The 15,757-nt window shown below is 73.3% G+C and carries 12 protein-coding genes and 1 pseudogene; 8 read left to right on the forward strand and 5 right to left on the reverse strand.

Annotation, left to right across the window (positions count from 1 at the left end; translation table 11 throughout):
• Positions 1 to 182 precede the first annotated feature (182 nt).
• Both CGL27_RS05090 and CGL27_RS05095 read left to right on the forward strand, forming a co-directional pair.
• Complete coding sequence (locus tag CGL27_RS05090) at positions 183 to 653, forward strand: hypothetical protein (protein WP_119984885.1); 471 nt, start codon at positions 183 to 185, stop codon at positions 651 to 653.
• Between the two features lie 91 nt (positions 654 to 744).
• A complete protein-coding gene (locus CGL27_RS05095; RefSeq protein ID WP_119984887.1) occupies positions 745 to 1,800 on the forward strand; it encodes a biotin/lipoate A/B protein ligase family protein in 1,056 nt (351 codons plus the stop codon).
• A 126-nt stretch (positions 1,801 to 1,926) separates the two neighbouring features.
• Here CGL27_RS05095 and CGL27_RS51500 read toward each other — a convergent pair whose 3' ends face one another.
• The 3 genes from CGL27_RS51500 to CGL27_RS05105 all read right to left on the reverse strand — a co-directional run bounded on the left by CGL27_RS51500 (position 1,927) and on the right by CGL27_RS05105 (position 3,469).
• On the reverse strand, positions 1,927 to 2,361 hold the full coding sequence (locus CGL27_RS51500; protein WP_346345779.1) for a hypothetical protein: 435 nt from the start codon (positions 2,359 to 2,361) through the stop codon (positions 1,927 to 1,929).
• Positions 2,291 to 2,941 carry an RNA ligase family protein gene (locus CGL27_RS51505; RefSeq protein ID WP_276147807.1) on the reverse strand — a complete coding sequence of 217 codons (651 nt, stop codon included), beginning with the start codon at positions 2,939 to 2,941 and terminating at the stop codon, positions 2,291 to 2,293. The genes CGL27_RS51500 and CGL27_RS51505 overlap by 71 nt, the downstream gene beginning before the upstream one ends.
• Before the next feature lie 90 nt (positions 2,942 to 3,031).
• Complete coding sequence (locus tag CGL27_RS05105) at positions 3,032 to 3,469, reverse strand: TIGR03618 family F420-dependent PPOX class oxidoreductase (protein ID WP_162952877.1); 438 nt, start codon at positions 3,467 to 3,469, stop codon at positions 3,032 to 3,034.
• Between the two features lie 328 nt (positions 3,470 to 3,797).
• On the opposite strand from CGL27_RS05105, the pseudogene CGL27_RS05110 reads away from it, so the two are divergent.
• A pseudogene (locus CGL27_RS05110) lies at positions 3,798 to 4,493 on the forward strand (histidine kinase); the annotation flags it as partial.
• 31 nt (positions 4,494 to 4,524) lie between these two features.
• Here CGL27_RS05110 and CGL27_RS05115 read toward each other — a convergent pair.
• Positions 4,525 to 7,287 (reverse strand): LuxR family transcriptional regulator, encoded by a 2,763-nt coding sequence (locus CGL27_RS05115; RefSeq protein ID WP_240450358.1) that lies wholly within the window; start codon positions 7,285 to 7,287, stop codon positions 4,525 to 4,527.
• Positions 7,288 to 7,374: 87 nt separating this feature from the next.
• Here CGL27_RS05115 and CGL27_RS05120 point away from each other — a divergent pair, with 87 nt between their 5' ends.
• Positions 7,375 to 8,271, forward strand: coding sequence for an MBL fold metallo-hydrolase (locus tag CGL27_RS05120; protein WP_119984893.1), 897 nt, complete (start codon positions 7,375 to 7,377; stop codon positions 8,269 to 8,271).
• Complete coding sequence (locus CGL27_RS05125) at positions 8,262 to 9,398, forward strand: carboxylesterase family protein (protein ID WP_119984895.1); 1,137 nt, start codon at positions 8,262 to 8,264, stop codon at positions 9,396 to 9,398. The genes CGL27_RS05120 and CGL27_RS05125 overlap by 10 nt, the downstream gene beginning before the upstream one ends.
• A gap of 106 nt (positions 9,399 to 9,504) precedes the next feature.
• On the opposite strand, the gene CGL27_RS05130 is transcribed toward CGL27_RS05125, so the two are convergent.
• Positions 9,505 to 10,395 carry an MHYT domain-containing protein gene (locus CGL27_RS05130; protein WP_119984897.1) on the reverse strand — a complete coding sequence of 297 codons (891 nt, stop codon included), beginning with the start codon at positions 10,393 to 10,395 and terminating at the stop codon, positions 9,505 to 9,507.
• Between the two features lie 3,053 nt (positions 10,396 to 13,448).
• On the opposite strand from CGL27_RS05130, the gene CGL27_RS05135 reads away from it, so the two are divergent.
• Genes CGL27_RS05135 through CGL27_RS05145 form a run of 3 tightly spaced genes read left to right on the forward strand, consistent with a single transcriptional unit; the run spans position 13,449 to position 15,705 of the window.
• Positions 13,449 to 14,375 carry a CHAT domain-containing protein gene (locus tag CGL27_RS05135; RefSeq protein ID WP_162952878.1) on the forward strand — a complete coding sequence of 309 codons (927 nt, stop codon included), beginning with the start codon at positions 13,449 to 13,451 and terminating at the stop codon, positions 14,373 to 14,375.
• Positions 14,372 to 15,052: a hypothetical protein gene (locus CGL27_RS05140; RefSeq protein ID WP_119984901.1), complete on the forward strand. Its 681-nt coding sequence runs from the start codon at positions 14,372 to 14,374 to the stop codon at positions 15,050 to 15,052. The genes CGL27_RS05135 and CGL27_RS05140 overlap by 4 nt, the downstream gene beginning before the upstream one ends.
• 26 nt (positions 15,053 to 15,078) lie before the next feature.
• Complete coding sequence (locus tag CGL27_RS05145) at positions 15,079 to 15,705, forward strand: RES family NAD+ phosphorylase (RefSeq protein WP_119984903.1); 627 nt, start codon at positions 15,079 to 15,081, stop codon at positions 15,703 to 15,705.
• The last annotated feature ends 52 nt before the right edge of the window (positions 15,706 to 15,757 follow it).

The following is a 15,757-nucleotide window of genomic DNA, read 5'->3' on the forward strand; positions in this document are numbered from 1 at the left end:
CGCCAGACCACTGAGCCACTGAGCCACTGGGGCTCGGCATGGCGAGAATCCGTTGACTTCTGTCGTTCCAGCCCCTGGGTGATCTTCTCGCGGCTCCCTAGCGTGGGGCGGGCACCAGCCGCCCCACGCCCGGAAGGAGACGCGGTGCCTGCCACGTTCGAAAGGGAGCCGGACACCACCCGATGACCAAGATCCTGCTCTCCCTGCATGTCCTGGCCGCCATTGTCGCGATCGGCCCCGTCACCGTCGCGGCCAGCATGTTCCCGCCCGCGGCCCGCAACGCCCACGCTGCCACTGCCGCCGAAAGCGAGGCGGACCTGGGCACGGTCCGGCTTCTGCACCGCATCTGCCGCGTCTACGCCAAGATGGGCCTCGCCGTGCCCGTCTTCGGATTCGCCACGGCCGCCGTGATGGGTGTCCTCAGCAGCGGCTGGCTCACCGCCTCCATCGCGCTGACGGCCGCGGCCGCCGGCGTCCTGATCGCGTTCGTCCTGCCCCGCCAGGACGAGCTCATCGAAAGCCTCGGTGCGGGCAAGGCCCTGGAGCGGACCGATACCGCCCAACTCGCCATGTTCACGGGCGCGTTCAACCTGCTGTGGGCGACGGTGACCATTCTCATGATCGTCCGCCCGGGCTCGACCACGGGAGCCTGACCCCGCCGGATCACCGGTGCCGACCGAAGCCGCCCCCGGCGCGGGATAATGATCGAGAGCGCCAGGGCGGAAACAGGAGGCGGTGCAGGGCATGCACGGTGAATACAAGGTGCCGGGCGGCAAGCTGGTCGTCGTGGATCTCGATGTCCACGACGGCGCGCTGCGCGGGGTGCGGGTCGCGGGCGACTTCTTCCTGGAACCGGACGAGGCGCTGCACGCCATCGACCGGGCCCTGGAGGGCGCGCCCGCCGACGCCGACACGCAGGCGCTCGCCGCCCGCGTCGAGGCGGGACTGCCCGCCGACACCGTGATGTTCGGTTTCTCCGCCGAGGCCGTGGGCATCGCGGTGCGGCGGGCGGTGGCCCGTGCCACCGACTGGACGGACTACGACTGGCAGCTGATCCACGAGGAGCCACAGGATCCCGCGCTGCACATGGCCCTGGACGAGGTGCTGACCGGCGAGGTGGCCGCCGGGCGGCGGCCACCGACGCTGCGGGTGTGGGAGTGGGACCGTCCGGCCGTCATCATCGGCAGCTTCCAGTCCCTGCGCAACGAGGTCGACCCGGCGGGCGCCGAGCGGCACGGGGTGACGGTCGTCCGGCGGATCAGCGGCGGCGGGGCGATGTTCGTCGAGCCGGGCAACACCATCACATACTCGCTCTACGTGCCCCAGTCGCTCGTCTCCGGCCTGTCCTTCGCCGACAGCTACGCCTATCTGGACGACTGGGTGCTCGGCGCGCTGGGCGAGATGGGCGTCAAGGCGTGGTATCAGCCGCTGAACGACATCGCGACGGAGGCCGGGAAGGTCGGCGGGGCCGCCCAGAAGCGGATCGCGGCACACGGCGGCGCGGTGCTGCACCACGTGACCATGTCGTACGACATCGACGCCGCCAAGATGGTGGAGGTGCTGCGCATCGGGCGGGAGAAGCTGTCCGGCAAGGGCATCGCGAGCGCCGACAAGCGGGTGGACCCGCTGCGCCGCCAGACCGGGCTGCCGCGCCCGGCCGTCATCGACCGCATGGTGGCCTCGTTCCGCGGGCGATACGGGCTCACGGACGGCAAGGTGACGGACGAGGAGTCGGCGGCGGCGCGGCTGCTGACGGCCGGGAAGTTCGGCTCACCGGAGTGGACATCGCGGGTGCCGTGACTCGGGCCACGCGCGGTGGACACGTCGAGTGCTGGCTCGCTGGCACATTGGCCGACGAACCCATCAGCGGCGCTCCGAACGAGCTTCCCTGGAATCGCTTGGGCAACCGTCCGGTGGCAGCCGCGATCACGGCTCCTCGCGGACGACCTCGCGGGCCGGTTTGTCACGGCGCAGCCCCAGGAAACGGGGGTGGCGCAGACGGCCTTCGGCTGTCCACTCGGTGAAGGCGATCTCGGCGACGAGTTCGGGGCGCGCCCAGTTGACCCCGGGCCCGGTGGGCGGGGCGCCGCGGGTGAACGGGCAGGTGGGAGTGCGCAGCTCGGTCAGCTGTCGGGCGAGGGCTTCCAGGGTGCGGGTGTCGAAGCCGGTGCCGACCTTGCCCGCGTAGACGAGGTCGCCGTCGCTGTAGTAGCCGAGGAGCAGGGCGCCGAGCCCGGGGCGGGTGCGCCGGGGATCGGTCCATCCGCCGATGACCAGCTCCTGCCGCCGCTCACACTTGAACTTGAGCCAGTCGCGGGAGCGGCCGTGCTGGTAGGGGGAATCGACGCGCTTGGCGATCAGTCCCTCCCATCCGTGTGCGCAGGCATGGCGGTAGTAGGTCTCGCCGTCGCGGTAGCGGTACGCGGTCAGACGCAGCGGATCGCTCCAGGTGAGCAGGGGAGCGCAGCAGGGTCTTACGGCGGCGCAGTGGCAGCGCGGTGACGTCGTGGTCGCCGATGGCCTGGACGTCGAAGAGGTAGAAGTACACGGTCACGCCGGTGCGCCGGGCCTGTTCGGGGGAGCTGACGTGCATCCGCGGCTGGAGCCGGGCGAAGCTGGTGCGTCCGTGTTCGAAGGCCACCACCTCGCCGTCGAGGACCCAGTCGACCGTGGCTCGCTCTGTGAGGGCGTCGATGAGTTCGGGATAGGCGGAGGCGGCGGAAAGGCCGTTGCGGCTGAACAGGTCGACGCGGCCCCCTGCGCGGACGGCGACGCAGCGCTCGCCGTCCAGCTTGCGTTCGTACAGCCAGCGCTCGTCGGAGAAGCGTTCGTGGGTGAGGGTCGCGAGCATCGGCTCGCGGCCTTCGAGCCCATGGCCGTGGGTGACGAGCCTGAGCAGTCGGCGCTCAGCGGGAGACAGGGCCCACAGTGGATCGCTCACGTCGCCGGGTTCCCTCCGTGCTCTCCGCTCTCGCCCCGTCGCCGGACCGTCACGACGTGATCGGCCCCGCCCGGTCATGTGCCCCGGGGGTCAGTTGCTGTAGACGCGCTCGGGGTGGACGAAGACCGCGGCGCGGCGCTGCTCGGTCATCACCCGGTCGTAGGCGCCCCAGTCGTCGTGCGCGCCGCCCGCGGCGGTGAAGATCTCGCGCAGCAGCAGGCGCAGACGCTCCTGGTCGACCCCGGGGAACGGGTCGTCGGGCCCCGCGAGCTCGGTGCGGCCCTCGACGGCGGCCCAGTTCCATCCGGCGCGGAAGACCAGGGTGGCCCGCGGTCGTGCCCGCAGATGGGCGAGTTTGGCGCGGCCGTAGGTGACGAAGGCGACCACCTGCTCACCGGAGACCGGATGGTCGATGATCCCGGCGTTGACCACTGATGCCTGGACCGAGCCGTCGGCGCGCGTCGTCGTCACGACCGCCAAGTGGTGGTCGGCCGTGGCGATGCGGTCCACATCCTGAAGATCCGTCATCGGGTGCCCTTCTCGGCGGACCGGTCCGTCCACCATGGCTTCCTCGGCACGCTACCGCACCCTGATGCGTCCATGCCGGTGAATCCCGGACCGCGCGGGCGGGCGTGGGCTCGCCGCCGGGCCGGGGGTGTAGCGGGCTCCACCGTCGATGGGGCGGCTCGCTCTCCCGCGTGTGTCCGGCCGGTCTTCTAGCCTCGTCGGCATGGGGAGAACGATGCGGCACGCGGTGCGGGCCATGGCCCTGCTGGTGTCCGTGCTCGCCTTGGCGTTCGGCTCGTACCTGCGCCGTCGGCGGCCCGGCCCGACGGACACGGCAACGGACACGGCGCGGCTGACCGAGCGGGTGGCGGAGCTGGCGGAAACCCGGGCGGGTGCCATCGCCGCGCACGGTGCCGAACTACGGCGGATCGAACGGGAGCTGCACGACGGCACCCAGGCGCGGCTGGTCTCCCTGTCCTTGCGGATCGGCCTGGCGAAGCGGGCGTACGACCGGGATCCGACGGCGGCGCGCAGGATGCTGGACGACGCGCAGGACCTGGCCGAAGCGGCGCTGGCCGAGCTGCGCCAGGTGGTGCGTGGCATGCATCCGCCGGTCCTCACCGACCGTGGCCTGGCCGGGGCGGTACGGGCGCTCGCCGCGAGCAGCGGGCTCGATGTCACCGTGCGGGTGGACGGTCTGGAGGACGGGACACGGGCCCCGGCGGCGGTCGAGGCGGGCGCGTACTTCGTCGTGGCGGAGGCGCTGGCGAACGTGGCGAGGCACAGTGGCGCCGACCGGGCCGAGGCCCGGCTGGCCCGTACACCGAGCGGGTTGCGGGTCTCGGTGCGTGACGAGGGACGAGGTGGCGCCGAGGTGGTCGCGGGCGTGTCCGGCGCCGCGGAGAGCGGTGGTTCCGGCAGCTCCGGAGGTGGCTCCGGACTGCTCGGGATACGTCGCCGCGTCGCCGCGCTCGATGGAACTGTGACGGTGACGAGCCCGCGGGGCGGGCCCACGGCCGTCGCGGTGGAGCTGCCCTGCCGGTGGCGATCGCCGGGAGCCCGCGTGGCCACCGCCACTACGACGGGCAGGAAGCCTCGATCAGATCGCGCAGCTGGGAGCGGGCGGTGACACCGAGTTTGGGGAAGCTGCGGTAGAGGTGCGAGCCGACGGTGCGGGGGGAGAGAAAGAGCCGTTCGCCGATCTCACGGTTGCTCAGGCCCTGCGCGGCCAGGCGGATGATGTGCTGCTGCTGCGGGGACAGGGAGGTGAGGGCGTCGGGGCTGGTGGGGGCGGATTCGATCCCGGCGGCGCGCAGTTCGGCCTGGGTGCGGTCGATCCAGGGGCGGGCGCCGAGGCGGCGGAAGGTCTCGAGCGCGGTGTTCAGCTGGTGGCGGGCCTCGGTGATGCGGTGGCGGCGGCGCAGCCATTCGGCGTGGTCCAGCAGGAGCTGCGCGCGTTCGAAGGGCCATTGGCCGCCCGTGGGTTCGGCGAGGCCCGCCGCGAAGTGCGCCTCGGCCCGGGACGGTTCGAGCAGCGCACGGGCGCGGTGGATCAGGATGCGGATCCGGGGCGAGGGGTCCTCGGCGAGCCGGTCGGCGGTGCGCTCCACGATGGCGGCGGCCTCGGCGCCGTGGCCGGTGCGGACGGCCGCGGCGGCCAGTTCCGCGACCCCGGGGAAGGAGCACGCGTAGTGGACGGGGTCGCCGTCGGCCGTGAACAGCAGACGGAACTGCTCGTACGCGCCGACGTGGTCGCCGTCGGCCACCGCGGCCATGCCCAGCGCCCACCGGGCCCGGACGGCGACGGCGCGGCTGCGGTGCGGGTCGACGAGGGCCAGCGCGGCGGAGCCCGCGGTGCGGGCCTCGTCAGTCCGGCCGGTCAGCGCCAGGGCGGCGGCTTCGAGCGACCTTGCGGCGGCGTCGAGGTGGGGCAGCCCGGCGCCCGCGGAGTTGCTGTTCACGGCGGCGGTACGGGCCTGCGCCCACAGCCCGTGGTCCAGATACGCCCACCCGGCCGAGCAGCCGAGACCGATGGGCAGAGTGCCGCCGAGCCGCCAGCGGTGGAGGGCGTCATCGAAGATCCGTACCGCGAGTGCGGTCTCGTCGAGCAGCCAGGCCATGGCGCCGAGCGAGATGAGCCGGGCGGGGTCGCCGTCCGCCCGCTCGACCAGCGCCGGGATCGCCGCCACCCGCTCGGACCGGTGCGCGGTGGGGTCGGTCACCGCGAGCGTCCAGGGGTCGTCCTGTGCCCGGGCCCGTACGGCGAGGCGGTATTCCTCGTCGCCCGAGTAGAAGCCCGCCACCGACGCGGAGGCGAGCGCGACCCGGCGCAGCCCGGGATCCTCCGCCGCCCTCAGCAGCAGGGACAGCGCGGTGTCGTGCTCGGTGCTCAGCGTGAGCACCTGGCCCACCCGCAGCGATGCCTCGGCCGACAGCGCCGGGTCGTCGGTGAGCTCCGCGGCCCGCGCGGCGAGCCGGCGCACCCAGTGCGGCTGTCCGGTGGACACCGCCGCACCCGCCGCGGCCACCATGCGGCGGGCGCGGTCGCGGCGCCCGGGGCTCAGCTCGGCGGCACGTTCCAGCGCGGTGGTGGCGGCGGTGTATCCGCCACGCTCCCGGGCCCTGGCCGCCGACTCCTCCAGGGCGGCGGCGATCTCCTCGTCCGGCCCCTCCGCGGCGGCGGCGAGATGCCACGCGCGGCGGTCGGGTTCGGCGCTGAGCAGCGCGGCGAGGTCGCGGTGGGCCTGACGGCGGGCCGCCAGCGGTGCGGAGTGGTAGATCGCGGACCTGATCAGGGGATGCCGGAAGCGGGCCCGCCAGCCGTCGTGGCCGCCACCGGTGAGCCGCAGCAGTCCGGCGGCCTCGGCCGGGGCCAGCGCCTCGACCCGGCCCGCCACCGCCCGGTCGTCCGCCGCGACCAGGAGCAGCGCCTGCCGGGTGGTCTCGGGCAGGGCTTCGAGGTCGGCGGCGAAGACCCGCATCAGACGGTCGGTGGGCGGCAGGAGCTCCCCTTCGGCGGAGTCGGCCGAGTCCGCGCCGCAGGCGCCGTTCGCCCGGGCCAGTTCGACCAGCGCCAGCGGATTCCCGGCGGCCTGGTCGAGGATGCGCAGCCGACCGCGGCCGGTCGGCGGATGCGGCTGCCGGTCCAGCAGGAGGCCCGCGGCGGTCGCGTCCAGCGGGCCCAGCGTGAGCAGGGGAAAGCCGGAGAGCGGCGCCGTGGCCCCGCCCTGGGCGCCCTCGCCCGCCGTGTCCCTGGCCGCGGCCAGCACGGCGAGGGGTTCGTCGTCGATGCGCCGGGCGGCGAAGGCGAGCAGCTCCAGCGAACCGGCGTCGATCCACTGCAGATCGTCGGCGACCACCAGGACGGGCGATCGCCGGGCGAGGTCCGACAGCAGGGTGAGCAGCGCGACGCCGAGCAGGAGCCGGTCGGGCGGGCCACCGTGTCCGCTGTCGACACCGCCGGGCCCGGCCTCCGCGAGGTCGATGTCGTGGGGATTGGTGAGCGCAAGGCCGGTGGCCTGGGGCTCGGCCCCCACAAGGCCGGTGTCGTGGGACTCGGCGTCCGCCAGGCCGATGGCGCCGAGCAGGGCCGACCGCTGCCGCGCCGACAGCCCGGCGGTCTCCCCCAGCACCGGCCGCAGCAGCTGGTGCAGCCCCGCGAACGTCAGGTTCGCCTCGCTCTCGCTGCCCGTCATCCGCAGCACCCGGCCCGGGTGACGATCCGCCGCGAGGCCGAGCAGAGTGCTCTTGCCCGCACCCGGTTCACCCGTAAGGATCAGCACACCGCTGGTCAGACCGAGTACGGCCGCGCTCTCACTCTCCCGCCCGACCATGGTCATCCCTCGACTCTAGCCCGTGGTGCGGTAGCCCGTGGTGCAGTCATATGACGGATACCGCCGGCGCCCGCCGAAGCGCAGGCTGGAATCATGGACACCATCACGCTTGGAAACGTCGAGATCACCCGCGTGGTAGAGGTGGCCCCAAGGGGCCTGCCGCGCGACTTCATCTTTCCCGACGTGGCCATGGAGCACTGGCGCGCGCACGAGGGCTGGCTGACCCCCGAATTCCTGGATCCGGCCGCCGATGAGGTACGCACGATGATCCAGACCTGGCTGCTTCGCAGCGAGGGCCGGACGATCCTGATCGATACCGGCATCGGCAACGACCGGGAGCGGCCGGATGTGCCGCACTTCCACCATCTGCGCACGGACTACCTCGGGAAACTGGCCGCGGCAGGGATCCGCCCGGCCGACGTGGACCTGGTGATCTGCACCCATGTGCACGGGGACCACGTCGGATGGAACACCTCGTGGACGGACGGTGAGTGGCGGCCGACCTTCCCCAACGCGGAGTATGTGCTCCCCCGGACCGACTTCGACTACTGGAACCCGGAGAACGGACACCGGACCCGCTCCGGCCCCCGGATGGCGAACGTGTTCGAGGACAGCGTCGCCCCCGTCCACCAGGCCGGGCAGACCGTGCTCTGGGAGGGCGACCACTACGACGTCGACGCCCAGCTTCGCCTCGAGCCCGCCCCCGGCCACACCCCCGGATCCTGCGTGGTGCGGCTGCGGTCCGGTACGGATCGGGCGATCTTCGCGGGCGATCTGCTCCACAGCCCGCTGCAGATCGTGGAGCCGGACCTCTGCCCCTGCTTCGACGAGGACGAGGCCCGGGCACGGGTCGCCCGGCGCCGGGTGCTGGGCGAGGCCGCGGACCAGGGCGCGCTGCTCTTCCCCGCGCACCTCCCCGGCGCGGGAGCGGCCGAAGTGCGGCGGGACGGCGAGCGGTTCGCGGTGAAGGAGTGGGCGGCATGGCGGTGAGCGTGTTCCGGAACATCCCGTACGCGGCCGCACTCACCGGCGCCGCGCGGTTCGCCGCGCCGATCCCCGTACACGGTGCGCCCGGCGCCGATGGGCCGGGGCCGACGGCTCCGGTGCCCGAGCGGCGGTTCGCGGCGGACCTCAGCCCGGTGCTGGGCCAGGGCTGGGTGCGTGGCGAGGACTATCTGACGGTCAACGTCTGGACGCCCCGGACCGATGGCGACGCCCCGGTGATGGTCTTCGTGCACGGCGGCGGTTTCCTCTCCGGCACCGGCCAGGCGCCGCTGTACGACGGAACGTCCTTCGCCCGCGACGGCGTGGTCCTGGTCACCCTCAACTACCGTCTCGGCGCGCCGGGTTGGCTGGACCTGCCGGGCGCCCCGCGCAACCGGGGTCTGCTGGACGTGCTCGCGGCGCTGCGGTGGGTGCGCGAGCACATCGCGGACTACGGCGGGGACCCGGACCGGGTCACGGTGTTCGGGCAGTCGGCGGGAGGAATGATCGTCAGCGCGCTGCTGGTGACGCCCGAGGCCGCCGGGCTGTTCCGGGGTGCGATCAGCCAGAGCGGTGGGCTGCACACCCTGACCGGCGCGGAGGCGGCGGAGACGACCCGGGCCCTGGCCGACCGGCTGGGCGTACCCGCCACGGCCGAGGCGTTCGCCGCCGTCCCCGACGAGCGCCTGGTGTCCGCGCTCGCCGACCTGCCCGGATTGGGTCCGAGGCTCTCGCCGCTCGGTGTGGTGCTCGATGAGCCCGACGAGGTGGCCCCGCCGCATCCGGTGGACCTGCTGGTGGGCACGAACACCCAGGAGTCGCTGCTCTACCAGCGGCCGGAACACAGCGCGGGCATCGACGCCATGTTCCGCGACGCCCGTGAGCGGCTGGTGTCCCGCTACGACAAGGTGTTCAGCTACGACTTCGACTGGCGGGGCGGGCCGTTCGGCGCGTGCCACACCGCGGAACTCCCGTTCGTCTTCGACAACACCGCTCTGCCCGCGCTCCGTACGGCGAACGGACTGCTCGGACCGGACATCCCGCCGTCGCTGGCCACGGAGATGCACGGCGCGTGGGTCCGGTTCGCCACCACCGGGGATCCGGGCTGGTCGGGGACGCGCAGGTTCCACTAGGTCCCACGGGGTGCGGCGGAGTGGCCGTCGGCGGCGGATCGGTGTCCGCTCCGGCGCCCACGGTCACGGCCCGCCTCGTCGCACCCCGGACCGGCCGGCCGCGGGTTCACCAACCGCCGTATTCCTGACCGCTGTGGGGCGGAGCCGGGCGGCTCGCCGGGGCCCGCATGGGGTCTTCCGGCGGCCGGGCCGGCCAGACCGGCCGAGGCGGTGGCGGCGGGGGCAGGCGCGAGCTGTCCGCCTTCTTTTCGTTCCACTCCCCCTCGCCCAGGACCAGCAGCGGATCGAACATGATGATGGTCCCCGCGACCACCAGAAAGATCACCGGGCCGATCAGCATGGGGAGGATCAGCGAAGCCGGCGCGTTACCGCCCACGGAGGCGCCGAGCACATCGTCCAGCCGCACACTGACCGCGGCCATGCCCGTGTAGTGCATGCCGGTCACCGCGACCCCCATCACCATGCTCGATCCCAGGCTGGCGCGGAAACCGTGGATGGTCACGGCGGCCCAGAGGGCGGCGGTCGCGGCCACGACCGCGATCAGGACGGAGAGCAGGACGGTCGGCACGGAGTACTCCAGATGCCCCTGCATGCGCATCGCGGACATCCCGATGTAGTGCATGCCCGCGACGCCGAGTCCGGTGAACACACCGGCCGAGAGCAGCACCCCTCGGGAAGCGCCCCGGTAGCCGACCATGAAGACACCGATGCCGACGACGACGATCGCCACCAGAAGGCTGAGAAGGGTGATCGGTATGTCGAAGCCGACCGGGGTTTCCTTCACATGGAACCCCATCATGGCGATGAAGTGCATCGTCCAGATGCCCGAGCCGATCGACGCGGATCCGAGCGCGAGCCAGCCCGGCTTCCAGGAACGCTGAGTACGCACCGAACGGGCGGTGCAGCGTAAGCCGAGGGCTCCCCCGAGACAGGCCATGAGGTAGGCCACCAGCGGGGTGGTGGCCCCGTAGTTGAACCCGTCGATCGTGCCGTACATGTATGTTCCGTCCTTCTCGTCGCGGGGATTCTGTGCAGAAACGTTGATTCACCGGCGAGGGTAGGGCGCGCGCAAGCACGCCACCCACACATTTGGTCACGCATCGATAAAGGTGTCTCACCTGGCGTGACAGGATGTCGCATCATTCACCTCATGTCCGTTTTCGCCTCGGCCACGGGGCGGGAGTTCCCGCGCGACCCCGAACACGCGTATCCGACTGGGCGATTCGCGGACGTCTTCCGGGCGGTTTCCGGAAAGAGCGATCAAAGGGCTCCTGTGCTCGCGCGGACGGGCTGATGATGAGTGGGGCATGACGAAGGGGGACGTTTCATGCACAGCAGGGATCTCGCGGCATTACGTGACCGAGCCGAACGAGCCGCGGCCGACACGCCAGCGTGGCTCGCCCCGCCCCCGCCCCCACCGGACGGCCCGGCGGCCGAGGGACCGTCCGACGGCATCGGGGCAGAGGGATCGTCCGGCGGCACTCGGCCGCCCGCCGACGCCGACCCCGCGTCACTCGACCGCTTCATCGCCGAACTGGACGAGCTGGAGGCCGCGTTGGCGACGGCCGTGCCGGACGGGGACGCGCTGCTGTGCACCCTGCGCGCCCGGCTCGGCGGCCTGTACGCCGAGCGCTACCGGCGCAACCCCACGGACGACGACCGGAGTCGGGGCCTGCGGGTGCTGAGGGCGGCGCGCGCCCCTGGGACGCTCGACCCACCGGACGAGCGGGCCTCCGCCGTCCACCTGGTGCGGTTGCTGCTGACGCCCGGCATGACGGCCGGATGGGACGGCACGCTGCCCCGCCTCCTCGAATCCTTCGATGTGGGCCGCCAGGTGATGGTGGGGGACCCCGAACTCACCGCCGATCTGACCGAGCTGCACGGGCTGCTGACCGACCTGGCGCCGACCCTGCCCGAGGGAATGACCGAATCCCTGTCGTGGGCGGCCGAGGCCCTGGAGCGGGTGCCCGCCGCCGCGCGCTCCGGGGACTTCGAGCAGATGGCCGACCTGGCCGCGCAGCTGGCGGAGCGGATGCCGAACCGCGACTCCCCGCTGCTGCGGGCCCTGAGCGGGCTGATCACCGAGTTCGCCACGGCCGGGGCGGGCCGAGGCGATGAGACGGATCTGCTGGAGGAGCTCACCGCGGAGGAGACCGCCCTCACCTACGCACAGGCCGCCCTCATGCTGGAGCTCGAAGTGCCCGGCACCGTCCGGACCGAGGATCTGGAGGCCCTGGTCAATCAGGTGAGCAAGGGGCCGGCCGGTGAAGAGGCGGAGACCGCGATGCGCGCCGCGATGAGCCGCATGGCCCACGGTGTGCGCACCGGTGACGCCGACCGGCTGGCCGAGGCGGCCGAGTTGATCGGCACAGCCGCCGGTACGGGATCCGGACGGGTGGACTGGATGGCCGGGGTCATCTCGCCCGGACTGCTCGCCGCGGCCAACACCCTGGGCGGCAACCTCACGGACCGCGACCAGGCGCGTGCCCGCCTCGACGCGCTCTTCGGCCCCGCCTCCGCGGTGTTCGACTCCGCCCACGCGACCGGGCCCGGCGCCGAGGGGCTGAGGCTGTGCACCCGGAGCATGCACCTCCAGCTGCGCCTCAACGAAGCACTGGACGAGCGGGACGCCGAAAGGCTGGAGGAGCTGCTGGACGAGCTGCTCGACCTGTTGGAGGAGGCAGGCGAGAGCAGCGAATGGCAGTTCCTGGTGCTCTTCCTGCTCGGCCAGGCGCAGTTGAGCCTGGCCACGCTGGACGGCGGGATCCCCGCGCTGCGGGCCGGCGTGGCCTACTTCGAGGAGGCGGCGAACCACCCGAGGCTCCCGGCCTTCGCACAGCCCCTCATGGACGCGCAATGCGCGCCCCTGCTGGCCCTCTTCTCCATGATCGAACCGGATCCCGTACGTGTCTCCGAGGCCGTGACCCGGGCCCGCCGGGCCCTCGACGGCCCCGCCTCGACCCCCGACCAGCGGGTGTGGATCCGGCAAGGCATCGGGATGGCGCTGCTCACCATCCACAGGTCGACCGGCGACCACTCCGACCTGGAAGAGGCGGTCGGGGAGCTGGAACAGGCCAGGCGGGAACTCACCGAGCGCACCAGCCCGGCCATCCGGCAGAAGCTGCTGTGGGAGCTGGCCGAGGCGTACCGGCTGCGCGACGACCGTGAGCGCGATGACACAGGGGCGGCCGTCGCGACCGCCCATGCCTCGCTGTGGGTGCTGGCCGAGGATGTGCTGCTGCAACTGGGCGCCGAGCACGGCCTGGAGGTGGCCAGGTCGGGGGCCAGCCGTGGGCTGCTGGCCGCCCACTGGGCCGCCGTGGACGGCCGGATCGAGGAGGCCGTGGCGTCGCTGGAGAACGGGCGTGGCCTGGTGCTGCGGGCCGCGGCCGCGGCCGCCGGGGTCCCCGAGCAGCTGGCCGCCAGGGGCGAGGCGGAGCTGGCCGAGCAGTGGCGGACCGCCGTACGGGACCTCCCGCCCCAGGCCGCGCCGAGCGGCGGCGGACTCGCGCCCGGCATCGGCGGCGGTACCCCGGACGAGGTCCGGAGCGCGCTCGCGCGGGTCAGGGCCGCCCCCGGTGTCGAGATCCCCAGCAGGCTGCGCCGTCGCGCGCTGGACGTGCTGCGGCGGGACAGCGGCGCGGCGCCGCTGCGCGGGCTGCTCGGCGCCCCCGGCATCGGGGAGTTGCGGGAGGGGCTGCGCGCCACTGGCACCGACGCCCTGGTGTATCTGGTGCCCGGGCAGGACACCGTCGACGGCGTGGCCGTCCTGGTGCCGAACGCCGGTGAGCCGACGGCGCTGGCGCTGCCGGGGCTAGGCTCGCCCGGCCGGGAGCCGCTGGAGCGCTATCTGGACGCGGGCGCCCGGCGGTCCGCCGTGTCCGGGCACGGCATGGACGCCTACGCCGAGGCCCATCGGCACTGGGAGGCGGCGCTGGAGGGGCTGTGCGACTGGGCGGGCCCGGCCGTCCTCGCCCCCGTACTGGACGCGCTGGGCGTCCGGGGAAGGACGGGTCCCCGCAGCACAACACACCGGTCCGGCTGGTCCTCGTGCCGTGCGGCAACCTCGGTGCCGTTCCCTGGCACGCCGCCCGCCTCCCCGGGCCACGGGCCGGTGCGCGGCGTCCGTACACCTACGCCTGCGAAGACGCGGTCATCTCGTACGCCGCGTCCGGCGGCGAGTTTGTGCGGGCCGCGCGGCGCGGCCGGGTGCCCGCGAGCGAGCGCGCGGTGCTGGTGGCCGACCCGAGCGGGGATCTGACGTGGGCGCAGGACGAGGTGTCGGCCCTTCGCACCGCGTACTACACCACGGCCCTGCTCTACGGCTGGCACCAGGACGCGCCCGAGAACGCGCTGGGCACCCCCGAGGATGTGCTCTCCCACCTCCCCGGAGGCCCGGCCGCGCCCGCCGCCTCGCTGCTGCATCTGGTGGTGCACGGCCTGGCCGGGCTGCGGCCCACCGATTCGGCCCTCCACCTGGCGGGTCCGGACCCCGAAGACGCCCCGGAGCCCGAAGGCGCCCCGGACCCGGGCAGGCTGACGGTGACGCGCATTCTCGACGTGCCCGCCGGGGAACGGGCCGCCACCGGGCCGCTGATCGTGCTCAGCGCCTGCGAGACGGACCTCAGCAGCCGCGACCACGACGAGGCGCTGACCCCGACCACAGCACTGCTGGCGCGTGGCGCCACGGATGTGGTCGGCTCGCGGTGGAAGGTGTCGGACAGCGCGTCCGCCGCCCTGATGGTGGTCTTCCACCACCATCTGACCGTCGCCGGACTGGCCCCGCCGGACGCCCTGCGCGCCGCCCAGCTGTGGATGCTCGACCACGACCGCCACCCCGTCCCCGGGCTGACCGGCCTTCTGCTGGCCGAGACGCAGAGCGATACGGGGGGCCTGGCCCGGATCGTCTCCTGGGCCGGATTCATCCACCAGGGCAATCCCGCTCCCCACGCACCCGCGGAAGGACGACAGCCATGACCACCGACGATCTCCTGGAGCTGCTGCGCCGGCATCTGCCGGAGATCCGCGCCTCGCTGACCCCCGCGCAGTTCAGCGGATTCCAGGACAGCGTGCTGCGGCTGCGGGCCGCCGGAGACGACGCCAGGGCCGTGCGCGCCGCGCTGCGGGAGGTGCGGCTGGCACTGCGGCCCCTCCCCCGCGAGAACGAACTGCGCAGAAAGCTGGACCAGGTCCGGGGCGCCGCTCCCTCAGCGGTCCTGCCGGACGCCGACCGGCTGGCCGACCTGATCCGGCTGCTGGAGTCCGTGGACTGGCCGACGCTGGACCCCGCGAGCGCCGAGATCGCCCGGGCCGTACGGAACCGGCTGCTGACCGTCCCCGCGCGCGGACCGGAGCAGCTCACCGGCACCGCCGCCGAGAATCCCGCCGGGGCCGGGCTCATCCGCCTCTCCGACCCGGAGCACGGCGATCGCTACCCGGACTTCCAGTTCGACCCGGACACCGGTGAGCCACGGCCGGTGGTGCAGCGGATCAACAGAATGCTGCTGTCGGACCAGGACCCCTGGGGCGCCGCGGACTGGTGGCTCGGCGGCAACACCTGGCTGCGCGACGCGCCGGCCGCCCTGGTGGGGCAGGTGCCGGACACTCGGCTGACCGAGGCCGCCGCCGCGCTGTTGGGAGACGGCGGATGGTGAGGCAGGCGCCCCCCGAGGGCGCGCGCATGAGCCCCAATCTGTGCACCCTGAGCGCGGGCACCGAGCTGTGGAGGTGCCATGAAACCGCCTACGCCTGCACCGAGTTCAACCCGAAGCCCGCGCATTCGTTCTTCGGTGGCAACCGTTTCGACGCCACCGCCGAGGACCGGTATCCGTATCTGTACGCGGCCGTGGAACCGGCCACCACCCTCGCCGAAGTGATGCTGCGGGACATGGAGTTCACCGGGCCGGAGGCCCGGCGTCAGGTGCCGTGGGCGCTGGCGGCCGCCCGCTCGCTGTCCAAGGTGCGGGTGACCGAGGATCTGGTCCTGGTGCGGCTGATCCAGGAGGAGGATCTGGCCGCGGTGTTCCAGACCTCCTGGCTGCTGGAGACCGACGAGTACGCGCAGACCCGCGCCTGGGCGCGGGAGATCCGGCGCCAGGTGCCGGACGCCCAGGGGCTGGTGTGGCAGTCGCGGCGGCACCGCCCGCACCCCGCCATGGTGCTGTTCGGCGACCGCTGCGGCGAGGAGCCGCTGAAGGCGGTGCCCGGCCAGGCCCACAACCTGGGCACGTTCGAGGGGGCGGGCGAGGCCAACCGGCTGCTGGCGCCGCTGCGGGCGATCGTCATTCCGCCCGGTACGCGGGCATGAGCACGCGGGGCGGTCCGGGGGTCGCCGCCCCGCGACACCGCCCGGCACCGGC

Source organism: Streptomyces sp. 11-1-2, assembly GCF_003595545.1.
Lineage (GTDB): Bacteria > Actinomycetota > Actinomycetes > Streptomycetales > Streptomycetaceae > Streptomyces > Streptomyces hygroscopicus_B.